The organism is Pseudomonas sp. FSL W5-0299, from assembly GCF_005930655.1.
In the GTDB taxonomy this organism is placed as follows: domain Bacteria; phylum Pseudomonadota; class Gammaproteobacteria; order Pseudomonadales; family Pseudomonadaceae; genus Aquipseudomonas; species Aquipseudomonas mandelii.
In genome coordinates this window covers 72,437-88,846 of record NZ_RXHX01000012.1, presented here as the reverse complement: position 1 = coordinate 88,846, position 16,410 = coordinate 72,437, and the positions used below count along the sequence as shown (strand labels likewise).

14 protein-coding genes and 2 pseudogenes are annotated in these 16,410 nt (G+C 58.2%); 5 read left to right on the top strand and 11 right to left on the bottom strand.

Features of this window, described 5'->3' with window-relative positions; translation table 11 throughout:
* Positions 1 to 197: 197 nt before the first annotated feature.
* From FHL16_RS16865 to FHL16_RS16850, 4 genes are all read right to left on the bottom strand, one after another.
* Entirely contained in the window at positions 198 to 1,208 is a 1,011-nt protein-coding gene (locus tag FHL16_RS16865) for a zinc-dependent alcohol dehydrogenase family protein (RefSeq protein ID WP_077748763.1), read from the bottom strand.
* Positions 1,209 to 1,263: 55 nt separating this feature from the next.
* Complete coding sequence (locus FHL16_RS16860) at positions 1,264 to 1,560, bottom strand: ArsR/SmtB family transcription factor (protein WP_010458965.1); 297 nt, start codon at positions 1,558 to 1,560, stop codon at positions 1,264 to 1,266.
* Between the two features lie 259 nt (positions 1,561 to 1,819).
* A complete protein-coding gene (locus FHL16_RS16855) occupies positions 1,820 to 2,659 on the bottom strand; it encodes a nitrilase family protein (RefSeq protein ID WP_077748762.1) in 840 nt (279 codons plus the stop codon).
* Entirely contained in the window at positions 2,656 to 4,155 is a 1,500-nt protein-coding gene (locus tag FHL16_RS16850) for a purine-cytosine permease family protein (protein WP_077748761.1), read from the bottom strand. The genes FHL16_RS16855 and FHL16_RS16850 overlap by 4 nt, the downstream gene beginning before the upstream one ends.
* Positions 4,156 to 4,303: 148 nt before the next feature.
* On the opposite strand from FHL16_RS16850, the gene FHL16_RS16845 reads away from it, so the two are divergent.
* A complete protein-coding gene (locus FHL16_RS16845) occupies positions 4,304 to 5,227 on the top strand; it encodes a LysR family transcriptional regulator (RefSeq protein ID WP_077748760.1) in 924 nt (307 codons plus the stop codon).
* On the opposite strand, the gene FHL16_RS16840 is transcribed toward FHL16_RS16845, so the two are convergent.
* Entirely contained in the window at positions 5,193 to 5,732 is a 540-nt protein-coding gene (locus tag FHL16_RS16840) for a cysteine hydrolase family protein (RefSeq protein ID WP_077748759.1), read from the bottom strand. The genes FHL16_RS16845 and FHL16_RS16840 overlap by 35 nt on opposite strands.
* A 970-nt stretch (positions 5,733 to 6,702) precedes the next feature.
* Between FHL16_RS16840 and FHL16_RS16835 the strand changes: the two are divergent.
* Positions 6,703 to 9,231 (top strand): annotated as a pseudogene (locus tag FHL16_RS16835) (beta strand repeat-containing protein); the annotation flags it as partial.
* Between the two features lie 52 nt (positions 9,232 to 9,283).
* Here the strand turns inward: FHL16_RS16835 and ggt are convergent.
* The gene (ggt, locus tag FHL16_RS16830; RefSeq protein ID WP_010458954.1) at positions 9,284 to 11,011 is read right to left on the bottom strand and encodes a gamma-glutamyltransferase; all 1,728 of its coding nucleotides are present in this window, start codon (positions 11,009 to 11,011) and stop codon (positions 9,284 to 9,286) included.
* Between the two features lie 149 nt (positions 11,012 to 11,160).
* On the opposite strand from ggt, the gene FHL16_RS16825 reads away from it, so the two are divergent.
* The gene (locus FHL16_RS16825) at positions 11,161 to 11,676 is read left to right on the top strand and encodes a methylated-DNA--[protein]-cysteine S-methyltransferase (RefSeq protein ID WP_010458952.1); all 516 of its coding nucleotides are present in this window, start codon (positions 11,161 to 11,163) and stop codon (positions 11,674 to 11,676) included.
* 166 nt (positions 11,677 to 11,842) lie between these two features.
* On the opposite strand, the gene FHL16_RS16815 is transcribed toward FHL16_RS16825, so the two are convergent.
* The 4 genes and pseudogenes from FHL16_RS16815 to FHL16_RS16800 all read right to left on the bottom strand — a co-directional run bounded on the left by FHL16_RS16815 (position 11,843) and on the right by FHL16_RS16800 (position 14,916).
* Positions 11,843 to 12,436 (bottom strand): NUDIX domain-containing protein, encoded by a 594-nt coding sequence (locus FHL16_RS16815; RefSeq protein WP_077748757.1) that lies wholly within the window; start codon positions 12,434 to 12,436, stop codon positions 11,843 to 11,845.
* Positions 12,437 to 12,543: 107 nt separating this feature from the next.
* Positions 12,544 to 13,578: pseudogene (locus FHL16_RS16810) on the bottom strand (chitinase); the annotation flags it as partial.
* A gap of 43 nt (positions 13,579 to 13,621) precedes the next feature.
* Positions 13,622 to 14,257, bottom strand: a complete 636-nt coding sequence (locus tag FHL16_RS16805; protein WP_077748755.1) for a lytic polysaccharide monooxygenase auxiliary activity family 9 protein — start codon at positions 14,255 to 14,257, stop codon at positions 13,622 to 13,624.
* 221 nt (positions 14,258 to 14,478) lie between these two features.
* The gene (locus FHL16_RS16800) at positions 14,479 to 14,916 is read right to left on the bottom strand and encodes a hemerythrin domain-containing protein (RefSeq protein WP_010458944.1); all 438 of its coding nucleotides are present in this window, start codon (positions 14,914 to 14,916) and stop codon (positions 14,479 to 14,481) included.
* Between the two features lie 151 nt (positions 14,917 to 15,067).
* Between FHL16_RS16800 and FHL16_RS16795 the strand changes: the two genes are divergently transcribed.
* Entirely contained in the window at positions 15,068 to 15,499 is a 432-nt protein-coding gene (locus FHL16_RS16795; RefSeq protein WP_077748754.1) for a GNAT family N-acetyltransferase, read from the top strand.
* A gap of 142 nt (positions 15,500 to 15,641) precedes the next feature.
* Here FHL16_RS16795 and FHL16_RS16790 read toward each other — a convergent pair whose 3' ends face one another.
* The gene (locus FHL16_RS16790; protein ID WP_077748753.1) at positions 15,642 to 15,992 is read right to left on the bottom strand and encodes a hypothetical protein; all 351 of its coding nucleotides are present in this window, start codon (positions 15,990 to 15,992) and stop codon (positions 15,642 to 15,644) included.
* Positions 15,993 to 16,154: 162 nt separating this feature from the next.
* On the opposite strand from FHL16_RS16790, the gene FHL16_RS16780 reads away from it, so the two are divergent.
* The gene (locus FHL16_RS16780) at positions 16,155 to 16,403 is read left to right on the top strand and encodes a hypothetical protein (RefSeq protein ID WP_008154823.1); all 249 of its coding nucleotides are present in this window, start codon (positions 16,155 to 16,157) and stop codon (positions 16,401 to 16,403) included.
* The last annotated feature ends 7 nt before the right edge of the window (positions 16,404 to 16,410 follow it).

Sequence of the window (16,410 nt, the reverse complement as noted above, 5' to 3'; positions counted from 1 at the left end):
ACGACAGCGTTACCTCACAAATCACCTCATCCCACGCCAGCAATTTCCTTTGAAAAAAGGGGACGGATTTATTTTTAACAGCGCTTCAGGCACCTGGATCACAAATAAATCAGCCCCCTTTTACACATGGCTGCCGGTGCGACAGGGAGCAATGGGCTCTTTGAGATAGGCATATGGATCATGCCCATTCATGCGGCTTAGATATCCAGACAAATTTTGCCGAAATGCTGGTTGGTTTCCTGATACTTGAACGCTTCGACAATCTCGCTCAAAGGGAAATGACGATCAATAATCGGGCGCATGCCATTAGCATTGATGGCCCGGATCATGTCTTGCTGCTGGCTGCGGCTACCCACCAATACACCCTGCAGACGCACTTGCTTGATCAGTGCCGGTACAAAATTCATTGCACCGCTTACGCCACTCAATATCCCTATGACGGAAATGTGACCAGCAACCCGAATTGCAATCATCGATTGCTCAAGCGTCGCAGGGCCGCCGACTTCGATGATGTGGTCAACACCACGGCCACCCGTTAGAGCGCGTGCAGTTTCGCCCCAGTTAAGGTCTTTGCGGTAATTGATGACATGATCAGCGCCTAGAGCTTTCAGACGTTCAAGTTTTTCGTCGCTTGAAGAGGTCGCAATGACGGTAGCTCCGGCCATTTTAGCGAACTGCAGGGCGAAAATTGAAACGCCACCAGTGCCTTGGACGAGCACGGTGTCGCCCGGCTTGAGTGAGTCATCGGCCATCAGGGCGCGCCATGCAGTAAGGCCAGCGGTGGTAAGCGTCGACGCTTCAGCATGGCTGTAGCCAGTAGGCGCGAGGGTAAACGATGTGGCTTTGGCCGTCACTTGCTCACGAGCGTAGCCGTCAATGCCGTCGCCTGGCACGCTGACAAAGCCTTCAACCAGTGGCACACCGTCGATCCACTCCGGGAAGAAGGTGCTGACGACCGAGTCACCCACCTTGAATTCAGTGACATCAGGGCCGACAGCAATGACTTCACCTGCACCATCGGCCATGGGGATGCGTTTTACGCTAGGGCCCCACATACCGCTGACCACCGCGAAGTCGTGGTAATTGAGCGAGTTGGCGTGAAGTCGTACGGTGATTTCGCCAAGCGCTGCGGCTTGGACTTCGCTGCTGCCAACCACAACGTTTTCATAGCCGCCACCGGGTTGGACGAAGATCGTTTTGCTGCTCATAGGGAATTCCTTATGTTTTCTAATTACGCGAAATAACGAAATGAAAGTTTAAAAATTACAATTCGATGATCAACCTGGCCGCAAAGTCGTCAATCGCCTGCTCGTTGCGCCGGTAGTAAGTCCACTTTCCGATGCGGGTGGTTAGCACGAAGCCTGCGCGCTGCAAGATAGCTAAGTGTGCAGACGCGGTAGAAGGTGAAAGCCCTGCCTTGTGCTGCAAATGGGTTACGCACACCCCTATCGCAGGATCTCCATGATCCTGAGGTGGGAAATTATTAAGTGGGTCTTTGAGCCACTCCATCATTTGCATGCGAGTGTCATTGGCCAGGGCTTTGAGCTGTTCGAGTATCATGGTCGGCAATGCTACGCTTTTTTACGAAATGTTCAATAAATAATCTATTAGCATTGGCAAGGGTTTGAAATCAAACAAACTCATCCAGCTGAATCGCCCCTACTTTTGTCGATGTACTGAATGACTGCTTGAACTGTTCCGCTCTGGTAGACATCCCCGGTCTATGTTTGAACGTCTGGCCGATTGCTGTCCTTCGTACCAGGCAGAAAATCGGCCAGAAGCAGTATGGGCGGATAGCCAATAGGCACAGCCTACCGCTTCACTCCTCGCCGCCTCCATACAACCCCAACCGCCGATCCCGATGCAAATCATTACGCGCACTAATCCGCTTATTCCGCGCCTCAGCGAGGTTAAGTGTCGCCAACAAAATCTGCTCTCCCCCCTGCTCCGCCGGCCCCGCCAACGGATAACCATCAGCATCGACAATCACTGAACCTTGCACCCATCCAACCCCGCGTTCATGCCCATGCCGATCACACGCGGCAATAAACATCCGGTTCACCGACGCATTGGCCTGAACCCGCACCACCTCGGCCGGGCGCTCGGTTGGGGGCCTCGGTCCATCGGGCCAATTGACGGGAGCGCAGAGCAATTCTGCACCCGCCAGCGCCGGCAGTCGCACCCATTCCGGAAACTCCAGGTCGTAGCAAATCAGCATGCCGATCCGTCCATGGACCGTTTCGACCACCGGCGGCGCGTCGTTGCCGGGGCTGAAGATTTCGCTTTCCGCGTCCCACAGGTGTGCCTTGCGATACACGGCGCGCAGGCCTTGGGGGTCGATCATCGCCGCGCTGTTGGCCAGTGCATCGCCTTGCAGTCGTTCGCAGAATCCGCCCACTACAACGACGTTCAATTCTTTCGCCAACGCCGTCCACAGGCGCAGGGCCGATCCGTCGGTTGTTTCAGACAGGGACAACGCTTCGTCGCGGTCAGCAAACAGGTAGCCGCTCTGCACCAGTTCGGGCAGCACGATAACTTGGGCGCCTTGCAACGCCGCCGAGCGAATCGCTCGTTCTGTCAGTGTCCGGTTGTAAGCGAGGTCGCCTATTTTCGGTGCCACTTGGCAGCAGGCGACCACGGTATTTTTCACGCTGTTCAACGTCCCTCCTCCACTGGCTGATGAGCCATGGCAACAATGTCGCTCTCGGTGATCGAGTCGATGATTCGGCGTTCGTATTCAAGGTCGATCGAACGGCTGAGCAGGTAATACGCCAGGCCCGAAACCACCAGGCCGACCAGCCAGGCGATGTCCACGCCTTCGAGCATGCGCGCCAGCGGCCCGACGAACACTTCTTTGCCGGCGGCGGCATCGAAGATGTAGAAGAACGGCACCATCGCGGCAAATCCGATCAGGTACGAGACGATTCCTCGGAATTGCCAGGCGCCGTAGATGCCCTTCGGTGTGAAGAAATGCGGGATCGCGTAGCGGCCTCTGCGCACGAAGAAGTAGTCGACCAGATTGACCGCGGTCCAGGGCACGAGGAAGTACAACAGCAGCACGAGGAAGGTGTTCAACAGCGCGATGCCATCGCCCTTGATCGACAGCACGCAGGTCAACAGGATGACGCTGATCGCGGAGATCGACATGACCCGGGCGCGAGGGGTTGGCGTGATTTTTTTGATCGAGTCGACGCCGGTCAATAACGTCAGCATCGCGCTGTAGGTGTTGAGCGCGATGATCGGCAGGAAGCCTGCCACGGAGACGATGACCAACACGTTGCCCAGGCCCGGGATCATCGACGATCCGACTTGGTTAAGCGCCACCAGCGCATCCGCCGCTTTTAACTGCTGCGCGAGCCAGGCGCCGAGGCCGATCATCCAGCTCCCCGACAACGATGCGCCGATGAACACGGCGGCGATCAGTTTTGGCCGGCTGGTGTTTTTCGGCAGGTAACGGGAATAGTCGGAGACATAGGGCGCGTAGGAAATGTTGTAGCTCGCGCCGATGGCAAACAGCGTGGCGAACGCAACCCAGCTGAAGCCCAGGTCGGTCGCCGGGGCGACGCCTTCCTGGCCTGCACCGAACATCAGGGCGATGGTGACTAACGCATACAGCGGCAAGGTCGCCAGCAACGCCCATTTGAAGGCTTTGTGCATCAGGTCGTGGCCGTAGATCGACAGCAGCGCGCCGATCAGCACCACGACGATGGCGACAATGGTCGGGTCGATGCCGAAGACGTGTTCGAGGCCGTTCATGATCAGCGAGATGTTCACCACGTTGAAGCCGACGAACACAAACATCGTCGCCATCAAGGCCAGGATCACTCCGCGATACCCGAACTGGGCACGGGACTGGATCATTTGCGGGAGGCCCATTTCGGGACCTTGCGAGCCGTGAAAAGCCATGAAGATGGTGCCGAACATGATCCCGAGCGCACCGGCCAGCATCGTCCACAGCGCCGACAAGCCAAGGCTTGGGCCGACAAAACCGATGGAGATGGTGAAGAAGTGGAAGTTGCCTAAAAACCAGAAAGGGCCCTGGCTGCTGAGCTTGGCGTGACGTTCGTTTTCCGGAATGTAATCGATCGAGTGGCCTTCGATGGCCAACCCGCCACTCGCCTCGAGGGCGTGCGCAGAATGAGGAGACCCTGACATACGATTGTTCCTATGCAGTTGATTGTTGTTTTTATGGGCAAAGCGCCGGTTTCATTGCAATGTAGGGCCTGGGTCAGGGCTATAAAATATCGCAGGCACACTGTTTACATAGATCCGCGTCTATGTGAATGAACATTGAGGGACACCCATGCTGGGCACTGTATCGGAACTAGATCTGCGTTTGATCCGGGTCTTTTTGACCGTCGTTGAAGCGGGCGGCATCTCGGCCGCGCAAACTGCGCTCAACACCACTCAACCGACCATCAGTGCGCAATTGGCGACGCTGGAAGCGCGGGTGGGATTTCGACTGTGCGAGCGCGGTCGCGGCGGATTTTCGGTGACGCCCAAGGGCGGTCAGTTTGTCGAAGCGGCCCGCCGATTGCTGGCGGCAGCCGAAGGTTTCCGGGTTGAGGTCCAGCACATCAATCGCAAAGTGTCGGGCAACATCAATATCGGTTTGCTCGGTCAGATCGATCCTGTTGCCAACAAGAAAATCGCCCTGGCCATCGCGCGTTTAAGGGCTCGTCATGAAGGCCTGTATTTCCACTTCACGGAACTGTCTTCGTCGCTGCTGGAAGAGAAAATCATCAATAGCCATATCGATCTGGCGATCGGTTACTTCTGGCACCGCTTGCCCAACATCGATTACTTCCCCTTGTTCCAGGAAACCCAGATCGCCTACTGCGCCCCGGCTCACCCGCTGTTTGAGCACGTGGGGGATCTGACCCGGGATGACGTCCGCGATTACGACTGGGTATGGCCCAGTCACCCCTTGCCGGAAATGCCTGCGCCCACCTCGATCGAACGCCTGACCGTGCTCACCGACAGCATGGACGGCGCGGCGCTGCTCATTCTGTCGGGGCAGCATTTGGGCTTTTTGCCGCAGCACTATGCGGCGAAGCATGAACAGCTGGGGCAGTTGCATCCGCTGAATCCCGAGCTGCTGCGTTATGAGGTGGGGTTTCATGCGGCGGTTCGGCATTCGGCGCGGCAGCGGGATCTGGTGAGTGCGTTCCTGAATGAGCTAATCGATATTTTCAGTTCTGAATCGCTATCTCGCTGGCCGGGATGACGTCGATCCGTGCCACGGGCCCCGTCAAGTGCGCCAACTCCGCGTTGTGCTGGGCGATGATGTCTTCGGCGGCGAGGTTGCCGTTGTCGACGGTGGAATGCGCGTCGGCGGCGAGCACCACGTCATAGCTCAGGTTCAGGGCCTGGCGGACGGTGGCGTTGACGCAATAGTCGGTTTGCAGCCCGCAGATGATCAGGCGGTCGGAGCCAAAATCTTGCAGTAGGGCTTGTAAGTGGGTCTGGTAGAACGAATCTCGGTTGGTTTTTCGCACCCGACGGTCTTGCGGTGAAGTCTTCAGGCTTTCGGCCAGTTGCCAGCCTTCAGAACCATGTTGCAGCTGGTCGCCCTTTTCTTCGTGCTGGATGAGGATGACCGGAATCCCTGCCTCCCTGGCCTTGGCACTCAGGCCGTTTATATTCTCGATGACGCGTTTGATCTCAAAACATTCGTACTCGCCAGTGCACAAGGCGTGCTGGACGTCGATGATCAGCAATGCAGTGGTCATGGGCTCAGGCCTTAAAGTAGTCCTTCAGATTAAGGGGTACGCCACCTGCTCCCTGGGGCCGAGCAAAGAGTGCGTACCGTCGATAATGCCGTAAAACACCTACGATGGAATAGCTTGAAATCGCTGCCTGTCCGCGAATTTATCCAGTCGGACACAGCCCGCCCCAACACCGCTAAGCTGAATTGAAAATTCATTAAACCACATCAACTATTACGGTATTACTTTATCTCTTGTAACGAACAACATTAAACACTTCCAAAGCACAATAAGTGTGGTCATACCCGAGTCATTGCTTTAGGGTGAATCTTCGATATCGAGAAGTTTCGCCAGGGACTGCGACCTGTTTAATGACAGGACTGCGGCTTTGCCGCTGGCTCTTAATGGATTTCAGCCAGTGACGTGTAAGTAATACCTGACCGTTCTATTTGAACGCTATGGGTACTTACAATCCTGATTCCCGCTGATGCCGTTATATTCATTGAGCACATATGATATGAGTGACAACAAAGTCCTTGTCTTGCGCACTTGCGCCAACGACATGTCGGACCATGCCGGCCAAGTCTGGCCGGACGCCGGCCTGGTGGTGTGCAAGCACTGGAAGCCCAGCAAGAAACTCGAGAACGGCCTGGTCGGCTTATTGTGGGGAGAAGGTTCCTCTACTCAACTGAGTTTGCGAGCCGATGCCAAATGGGTTGTGTGCGAAGTTCACATTGGTCACATTATAAAACTTGATGAAGACGGCATGATCAAGTTCCCGGAGGCGGAAGTTGTTCACACGGGCACTCAAGACAGTTCGATCAATTACATTGCAGCGCACATTGAACACTATCAATCAGCAAACATCCCTTTAATCGACACCCCACTTGAATCACCAAATAAAACCTCCAGTCGCGAATTCGAAAGTCGGCGAGCACAGGGTTACAGTCCTTCCGGCATCGGCGCTAAAACCGACGCCTCGCAAACTTTCGAAACTGCTGTGTACGGCAGTACGCTCACGGGTGGGCATCAAAGTTATCTGCTGGCGGGTTACGGCAGTACGGAAACAGCCGGCGGTCAGAGCTCATTGATTGCCGGTTACGGCAGCACCCTGACCGCCGCCGACAGCAGCTCATTGACCGCCGGGTATGGCAGTACGGAAATGGCTGGCGATGACAGCTCGCTGATCGCCGGGTACGGCAGCACCCAGATCGCCGGGCAGAAAAGCACGCTGACCGCCGATTACGGCAGCAGCCAGACCGCCCAGGACGGCAGCACCCTCACCGCCGGTTACGGCAGTACCGAAACGGCGGGAAGCGACAGCTCGCTGACCGCAGGCTATGGCAGCACTCAAACCGCCCAAGAGGGTAGCGCCCTCACCGCCGGCTACGGCAGCACCGAAACAGCCGGATCGGATAGCGCCTTGATTGCCGGTTACGGCAGCACGCAAACGGCGGGACAGGACAGTACGTTGACCGCGGGTTACGGCACCACCCAAACCGCCCAAGACAGCAGCGCCCTCACCGCTGGCTATGGCAGCACCGGCACAGCGGGGCCGGAAAGCTCCTTGATCGCCGGTTACGGCAGTACACAAACTGCCGGCCACGAAAGCACCCTGACCGCCGGGTATGGCAGCACCCAAACCGCTCAGGAAAACAGTTCCCTCACGGCCGGGTACGGCAGCACCGCCACGGCGGGATCGGACGGTACGTTGATTGCCGGTTACGGCAGTACACAAACAGCCGGTCATGAAAGCACGCTAACCGCCGGGTATGGCACCACCCAGACCGCACAGGAAAGCAGTTCGCTCACCGCAGGCTACGGCAGCACCGCAACGGCCGGGCACGACAGTTCGCTGATCGCCGGATACGGCAGTACGCAAACGGCCGGTTATGAGAGCACGCTGACCGCCGGCTACGGCAGCACTCAGACTGCCCAGGAAAGCAGTTCCCTGACGGCAGGCTATGGCAGCACCGGAACCGCCGGGTACGCCAGTTCCCTGATCGCCGGTTATGGCACGACCCAGACCGCAGGCTATGAAAGCAGTCTGACGGCGGGTTACGGCAGCACCCTCACCGCTCAGGAAAGCAGCTCCCTTACCGCCGGTTACGGCAGTACGGAAACCGCCGGCGGCGACAGTTCGCTTATCGCTGGCTACGGCAGCACTCAGACCGCCGGTTATGACAGCAGTCTGACCGCCGGCTATGGCAGCACCCTCACCGCGCAGGACGGCAGTTCTCTCACGGCCGGTTACGGGACCACGGAAACCGCCGGGCATGAGAGTTCGCTGATCGCCGGCTACGGCAGCACGCAAACCGCCGGCCACGACAGCACGCTGACGGCAGGTTACGGCAGCACCCTCACCGCTCGGGAAAACAGTTCACTCACGGCCGGCTACGGCAGCACCCAGACGGCGGGTTACAAAAGCACTCTGACCGCTGGTTATGGCAGTACGCAAACCGCACGGGAAAGCAGTGTTCTCACCGCCGGCTACGGCAGTACGGGAACCGCCGGTAGCAACAGTTCGCTGATCGCCGGATACGGCAGCACGCAAACCGCTGGCTACGAGAGCACGCTGACGGCAGGTTATGGCAGCACCCTCACCGCTCAGGACAACAGCTCCCTCACCGCGGGTTATGGCAGCACCGAAACCGCCGGCTACGAAAGTTCGTTGATCGCCGGTTACGGCAGCACGCAAACCGCCGGTTACGACAGCACGCTGACGGCGGGTTACGGCAGCACCCTCACCGCTCAGGACAGCAGCTCCCTTACCGCCGGTTATGGCAGCACCGAAACGGCGGGCCAGGACAGTTCCTTGATCGCCGGCTACGGCAGTAGCCTGACCAGCGGCATCCGCAGCTTCCTCACGGCTGGATACGGCAGCACATTGATCAGCGGATTGCGCAGTGTATTGACCGCCGGTTATGGCAGCAGCCTGACCTCCGGCATGCACAGCACCCTGACCGCCGGATACGGCAGCAACCAGATCGCCAGTTATCAAAGCTCATTGATCGCCGGTCCCGACAGCACGCAAATTGCCGGGCACAAAAGCATGTTGATTGCCGGCAAGGACAGCTCACAGACCGCGGGTTATCGCAGCACCCTCATCGCGGGCGCCGGCAGCGTCCAGACGGCGGGTGATCGCAGCAAATTGATAGCCGGCAAGGACAGCACCCAAATCGCCGGCGACCGCAGCAAGCTGTTGGCGGGCAGCAATAGCCACCTCACGGCCGGTGATCGCAGCAAGCTGACGGCGGGCGATGACTGTACGTTGATGGGCGGCGATAAAAGCGTTTTGACGGCGGGCAAAAACAGCATTCTGGTGGGCGGCGCCCGCAGCAAGCTGATTGGCAGCCTGGGTTCAACGTTGACCGGAGGCGAGAATGCGACGTTGATTTTCCGATGCTGGAACGGCAAGCGATTCAAGAATGTCGTGGCGCAGACCGGCAGGGATGGCGTGGAAGCGCATGTGCCGTATCAGGTGGACGAGGCGGATAACCTCGTCACCAAGCCCGACGAATAACTTTCTCGGTCGGGCCACCCTCGCAGCTTGAGGGTGGCCATGGACTTACGCCTTAGTAGCCGAGCGACAACCCCGTATTCCTGCGCGGGTCATTGGCCCCATAGAAGCGGTTCTTGCCCACCGGTTTGCCTTCCAGCGAAGGCGCGCCCACCAGGATCGCCGCCAAATGGTTGGGATCCTGCGGCCCGGCAAACTTGTGGCCCCAGCTCTCAAGCATCTTCACCGTGTCCGGACTGGTGGTGAAGGTCTCCAGGTTGGTCTCTTCCGGCAGCCATTGCTGGTGGAAACGGGGCGCATCGACCGCTTCCTGGATGTTCATGCCGTAGTCGATCACGTTGAGCATGGTCAGCAAGGTGGCGGTGATGATGCGACTGCCGCCGGGGGTGCCGACAACCATGACCACTTTGCCGTCCTTGGTGACGATGGTCGGGCTCATGGACGACAGCGGTGCCTTGCCGGGAGCAATGGCGTTGGCTTCGCCTTGCACCAGGCCGTACATGTTGGGCACGCCGATTTTCGAGGTGAAGTCGTCCATTTCGTCGTTGAGGATGACCCCGGTTTTGCTGGCCATCACACCGGCACCGAACCAGTCGTTGAGGGTGTAGGTCACTGACACCGCGTTGCCCCATTTATCGACGATGGAGTAATGCGTGGTGTTGCTGCCTTCATGGGGCGCTACACCGGGTTTGAGCTCGCGGGACACGCCGGCTTTTTGCGGATTGATCGCCGCGCGGATTTTGGTCGCGTAGTTCTTGTCCAGCAGGTGCTCGATCGGGTTTTTAACGAAATCCGGGTCGCCGAGGTAGCTGTTGCGGTCCACATAGGCATGGCGCATCGCTTCGATCTGGTAATGCATGCCCTGGGCCGAGTGGTAGCCCAGATCCTTCATCGGGTAGCCTTCGAGAATGTTCATGATCTCGCAGATCACCACACCACCGGAGCTGGGCGGCGGTGCCGACACCACGTGATAACCGCGGTAGTCACACTCGATCGGCGCCAGTTCGCGGGTCTTGTATTTGTCGAGGTCGGCCTGGGTGATGATGCCCTTGTTGGCCTGGCTGGAAGTGACGATGGCGTCGGCCACCCAACCTTTGTAGAAACCGTCTTCGCCCTTCTCGGAAATTTCCCGCAGGGTTTTGGCCAGATCCTTCTGCACCAGTTTTTGCCCGACCTGCATCGGTTCGCCATTGCTGAGGAAGATCGCGCCGGAATCCTTGATGTCCTTCTTGAACACGTCGGTGGCGTATTCCAGCAATTCGACATCGCCCTGCTCCAGCACAAAACCGTCTTCGGCAAGTTTGATCGCCGGGGCGATTACTTCCTTGCGCGGTTTGGTCCCGTATTTCTTCAGCGCCAGTTCCATTCCGGACACGGTGCCGGGCACGCCAACGGCCAAGTGACCTCGGGTGCTCAGGTCCGGCACGACGTTGCCCTCTTTGTCGAGGTACATGTCTGCTGTCGCGGCCAGCGGCGCTTTTTCGCGGAAATCGAGGAAAGTCTTGCGCCCGTCCGCCAGTTGAACGGTCATGAATCCACCGCCCCCCAGGTTACCCGCAGCGGGATAAACCACCGCCAGCGCATAACCCACGGCGACAGCGGCATCGACGGCGTTGCCACCGTTCTTGAGCACATCGACGCCTACATGGGAGGCCAGGTGCTGGGCCGTGACAACCATGCCGTTTTCGGCCGCGACCGGGGCCACGGAGGCTGCGTAAGCACTGAGGCAACTGAGCGCCAATGAGGTCGCAATCAGCGATTTGGCAAAAGGTTCGAACTTCATGAGTCGGTCTCTTTTTGTTTTTAGGCTCTGTTTAAAAACGGAGAAAACGCTTCAAAGCAGACGCAAGTATGGCCGGGATTGCGTTTTGCGCCTCCTCGCCGAGGCAGTATGCTTGGCCTCTGTTCAGCCCTTCTGAGGAGTTCGCCGGCATGACTTACACCTTCACCACTCTGGCGTCCCCGGTCGGCGAGCTGAAACTGGTTGCGAAAGATTCAAGACTGGCCGCCATCCTCTGGGAAAACGACAAGCCGAACCGGGTTCGGCTTGGCCCGATGAGCGAGGCACCGGATAACCCGATCCTCCTACGCGCCGTTCAGCAGTTGCAGGAATACTTTTCCGGCACGCGCAATAGCTTCGATCTGGAACTGGATTTTGCCGGGACGGACTTTCAGAAGAAGGTGTGGCAGGCGCTGCTGACCATTCCGTTTGGCGAGACGCGCAGTTACAGCGAGATCGCCGAGCAGATCGGCAATCCAAGCGCAGTCCGGGCGGTGGGCGCGGCGAATGGCAAGAACCCGATTTCGATTGTTGCGCCGTGCCATCGGGTGATTGGGGCGTCGGGGAAGTTAACGGGGTTTGCCGGCGGACTTGAGGCAAAGGAACGGTTGTTGACGCTGGAAGGTTGCGAGTGGTCCGGGGCTAGCCGGACGGGCGAGCTGTTTTAAGCCGACTGCCCCCCCGATCTCTGTGGCGACGGAGCTTGCTCCCGCTCCAGTGCGCAGCACTGGCAAAAATCTCCGACTAAGCCAGTATTTTGGGGCCGCTTCGCAGCCCAGCGCGAGCAAGCTCGCTCGCCACAGGGTTAAGGGTTCAGATCTCGGGACTCAGGTCTCAGGTAGCGGTGAAGATATTTTTCATCGCCGCATACTGCAGCAGCATGATGGTCTTCGCATCGCAGATCTCCCCGCGATAAAACGCCTCGAGCGCCTCGTCGAATGTCCACTCCAGCACTTCCAGTTCTTCGGTTTCTTCTTCCAGCCCGCCACCCTCGCTGACTTTCGACGCCGCGTCATATTCAGCGATGAAGAAGTGCAGTTTTTCGGTGACCGAGCCTGGGCTCATGTAGGCCTCGAACACCTTTTGCACGTGGTGCACGCGATAACCGGTTTCCTCTTCGGCTTCGGCGCGGATGCGTTCTTCAGGTGCCGCACCTTCGAGCAGCCCCGCCGCCACTTCGATCAGCAAACCATCGTGGCCGTTGACAAACACCGGCAACCGAAACTGACGCGTCAGGACGACGGTTCTTTTCTCGCGGTTGAACAACAGAATCGCCACGCCATTGCCACGGTCATACACCTCGCGGGTCTGGCGCTGCCAGTCGCCGTTGTTACGCAGATAGTCGAAGGTGATTTTCTTCAGCAAGTACCAGTCGTGGGACAACACCTGGGACTCGATGATGTTGACCCGCTCGGCTGTGTTCGCCATCACAACGCATCCTTTTTTCGTCAGAAGGTCCCCATGGTAGGCGAAAACCAAAAAGCCCGGCATCTCTGCCGGGCTTCTTTTTACTGCTGGCTGACGACGTCAGGTATCGCGCTGTCTTCCTGTGAAGAGAGCTGCTTGCCATTGATCAACGGCCCGTAACGACGGCTGAACTCCCAGTTGTAAGGTACGTGGTCTCTATTGACCCCGTTGTCCCAATTCACCGACCAAGTCATCAGGCCTTTGATCGAAAGCCCCTTGGCGTCGAGACGCTTGAAGGCATTCACCACTGCCGCCGGATTGATCACGTAACCGGTGGCCGCCGCGTCGACGTTGGCAGGCAGGCCGATCACGAACTTGTCCGCCGGGATCTTCGTGAACCCGCGAGTGCCGCTCACCAGGCTTTCGGTCAGGTAAAACAGGAAGTCCTCTTTCATCGCGTCGTTGTTCTGCGCAATCCACGCGCCATTGCCGTTATTGGCTTCCGGCACCCAGATTCCGTCGCCGCCCTGGTTGTAATACTGCGGGGCGATGAAGTCGTAATAGCCTTCCAGGGCCTGGAGGTAGCCGACGTATTTGCCGGCGGTGGTCAGGTACGGAAACTCCGGCGCCATGCTGATGATGAAGTGTTTGCCTTCACCGGCGTAATGGTCCTTGACCAGCTTCAGCGCGGCAGGCAGGACGCTCTTGTTGTCGGCGAAATCAATCGCGCTCTGTTCAAGATCGATGTCCAGCCCATCGAAGCCGTAGGTTTCCACCAGACGGATGATTTCGTTGGCCAGCGGCTGTTCGTTACCTTTGTGCAACTCGATGTGCGCGTCGGCGCCACCGAGGGAAATCAGCACCGCCCTGCCCTGACTGTTCAGCACGCCGACCTGGCGACGGAACTCGGCGTCGGACAAGTTGTACGGCTTGAAGGTCGGGATGCCGTTGCCCTTCATGAAGGCCACGGCCACCACGTTGTAATCCTTGGGCACATCCTGCAGCGCGATGTTGGCGAACTGGCCACGCTGATAACCGTCGCTCGGCCCGGCGGGCCAGTTATGCCAGAAGCCCATGAGGATCTTTTTGCCGGCAATGCTCGGCATCAACGAAGCGGCGTCGGCGAGTGGCGATTTCAGTAGCGTAAAGTCGAAAGTAGACATGTTCTATTCCTTCAGAACGTGTGGGGGGATTAACGCTGCGGGCTTACTTGAAGTCCACGTCGAATGCTTGGTAGAAGGCGTTGCCGGTGTTGGCCACGATCCACATCAGCACGATCACGTGATGGCCTTTCTTGTTGCCCGGCAATTTCACTTCGTGGTTGACCTTGGCCTTCATCTCGGCGGAATGGCTGTAGTACGGGACCTGGGTGTAGAAGTCGTCGAAGAACGATGTCGGCTCCAGTTGCGCACGGCCGATGCGCTGTTCCGGGCTCCAGCCATCCTTGGTGATGAACCAGCTGTAGCCACGGGTGACATGGGGCGCGGTGTATTCCCAGGTGACCTTGAAGGTCTGGCCCGGATCGACGTTCAACAAAGGCCAGGTGAAGGGGCGGCCGAGCCTGACGCTCATTTCCTTGTTGGTGAAGTTGATGCAGTCTCGGGCATCCGTCTTGCCACCGCTGAGGATGTAGCGGTCGGCAGGTGGCGTGACACTGTCGCTGTCGGTTTGATACGGCGCCGCGAAGGGCCCCGCCGTCAGCGAAGGGAAGTTCTTGCCGCCTTCCATTTCGTTGACTTGCCAGCTACTCAGCAACCCCAGCTCTACGGCGACCGCACCGCGGCTGGAGGGGGATGTGACACGACCGTGTCGAAGTTGAGGTTGAGTCTGTGGTTGGTTCATTTTTTCACTCCGTTGATTTTGAGAACTCTCCTTCCTGAGGAGAGGCCTCCAACCTAACGGCGCTGTTTTTTTTGTCCATCAGCCCATTTGAGCCCCGAATGAACCCGCCTTCGCAGATCACTCGCAAATACTGGATATAAAACCAGTACCCTGATCCAAGTCCTACGTCCTGTGTAGCAAAAGGATTACATCACCAGGTAGCAATCGGGGCATCGTACCGACTAGGGAAGCTGTGCCTTGTATTCCTTTTCGTATTGGCCGGCCAGGGCCTCTTTCTGCTTGTCGTCGAGCAGCTTGCCGGCCATCTGGAAGAACTTCTGCTCTTCCTCTTCCAAGTGATGATGAACCTTCTCGGACAGCTTCTTGGCGGTCGCCAGCCAGGCCGGGCTGGACATTTGTGTCTCATCCAGCTCTTCCATCATTTCGTCCATCTCATGGTGTTCGGAGATGGCGTGGCGGCTGAGATCGACGCCATTGTCGAACGCCATCAGCGGGATGTAGAAATGGCGCTCTTCGGCGGTTTCGTGGGCCTGGAGTTCAGACTTGAGCTGCTTGTAAGCCTCGACCCGCTCCGCGGTGTCGCCGCTGGTCTTGATGAGCGCTTTGGCATAGGTGCGCTGGCGGTCGTGACTTTCACGCAGGGCTTCAAAAATATTCACGGGTGATCCTCATTGGCCGCGTTCCGGAAGGACGCTCTTCAGGCTAGACATCCGGGCGCGAGCGAGGGTTCCACTCAAGGGGCTGGAACAACCGCAGGGGGTCGCGTTAGGCTTGCGGCTGTTGCCCCTCATGGCCATAAGGATTGAGCTGATGGAACTGCGTATCGAACAGTCGCAAAACCCCACCGAAGCCGAGGAGCAGGCGATCCTGCTGCCGTTGCGCGCCTATAACGCTTCAAAGGCAGGCGTTTCGAAGCAGGAGCCCATTGCCCTGCTGATTCGCGACGAGCATGACGAGATTCTTGGCGGTCTGTATGGTCGGGTTTTTTATAAGTGGTTGTACATCGAGTTGCTATCGGTACCGGAACAGGGTCGGGGACAAGGCATAGGCTCGAAGTTGATGCGGATGGCCGAAGACGTGGCGCGGGAGAAGGAATGCATCGGGGTCTGGCTCGACACCTTCGACTTCCAGGCGCCGGAGTTCTACAAGAAGCTGGGCTACAGCGAGGTGGGGCAGATTGTCGACTACCCGCCGGGGCATAAGCGCTTCTTTTTCCAGAAGCGCCTGATCAACGACGCATAACCTGCTCGTATGATCCACACCATCCAACTGTAGGAGTGAGCCTGCTCGCGATCGCGGAGTGACATCCAACATTGATGTCGACTGACCCGCCGCTATCGCGAGCAGGCTCACTCCTACAGGGGATGGGGGTCAACGCCTCAGGTCAGAGGCAGGTCGCCAGCGCCGCCAGGCGGCGCTTGGCCACAAAGTTATCTTGCTGTGCGTAGTAACTCAACACGGTGCCTGACGCATCGGTGGTCACGTCGACAAAGGACTCCGCAGAACGCGTGTAAACGGTGGACCCACCCTTCTCTCCCGGCTGCAAATACGCGCCGGCATCGACACCGAACACCGCCTCGTCCTGCCAGGAAAACTGCACGCACTGGGCGACGACTTTTTCCGGCTTGTCCGATTTCAGGGTTTTGTAAGGGGCTTTGGTGCGGGCATCGTTCATCACCGAGCCGGCGCATCCCGCCAGCAACGTCACGGCCAGCGCCACCATCAGAATTCGCATTGTGTTCGCTCATCAAGAAAAAGCGGACTGTATCACCGTGGCACGGCGTATCGTTCTGCTTTACTTCATTTATACCGCGACATCGCGTGACGATTCGCGCACCCTGTCGCGCCATTAACGTCGCATCGCCCGTTTTTTCCGGGCTCATTTTCTGGAAAGGTCATGACACCCAACGCCGAGTATTACAAACCGACCGCCGAATACGCTGACAAGCTGATCAGCCAGATCGGTCAGACGCCGTCCTGGATCGCCAAGCGCATTGGCGTCACCGACAAACGAATCCGTTACATCCTCGACGGCGAACGCACCGTCAAAGGCGAGACCACGCCGATCCAGATGACCTACCCCGAGCAATTTGCCCTCGAGTGCCTGGCGGCTGCGGCCAAGGCCAGCAAGAAGCAATCTTCGTAAACCCGGG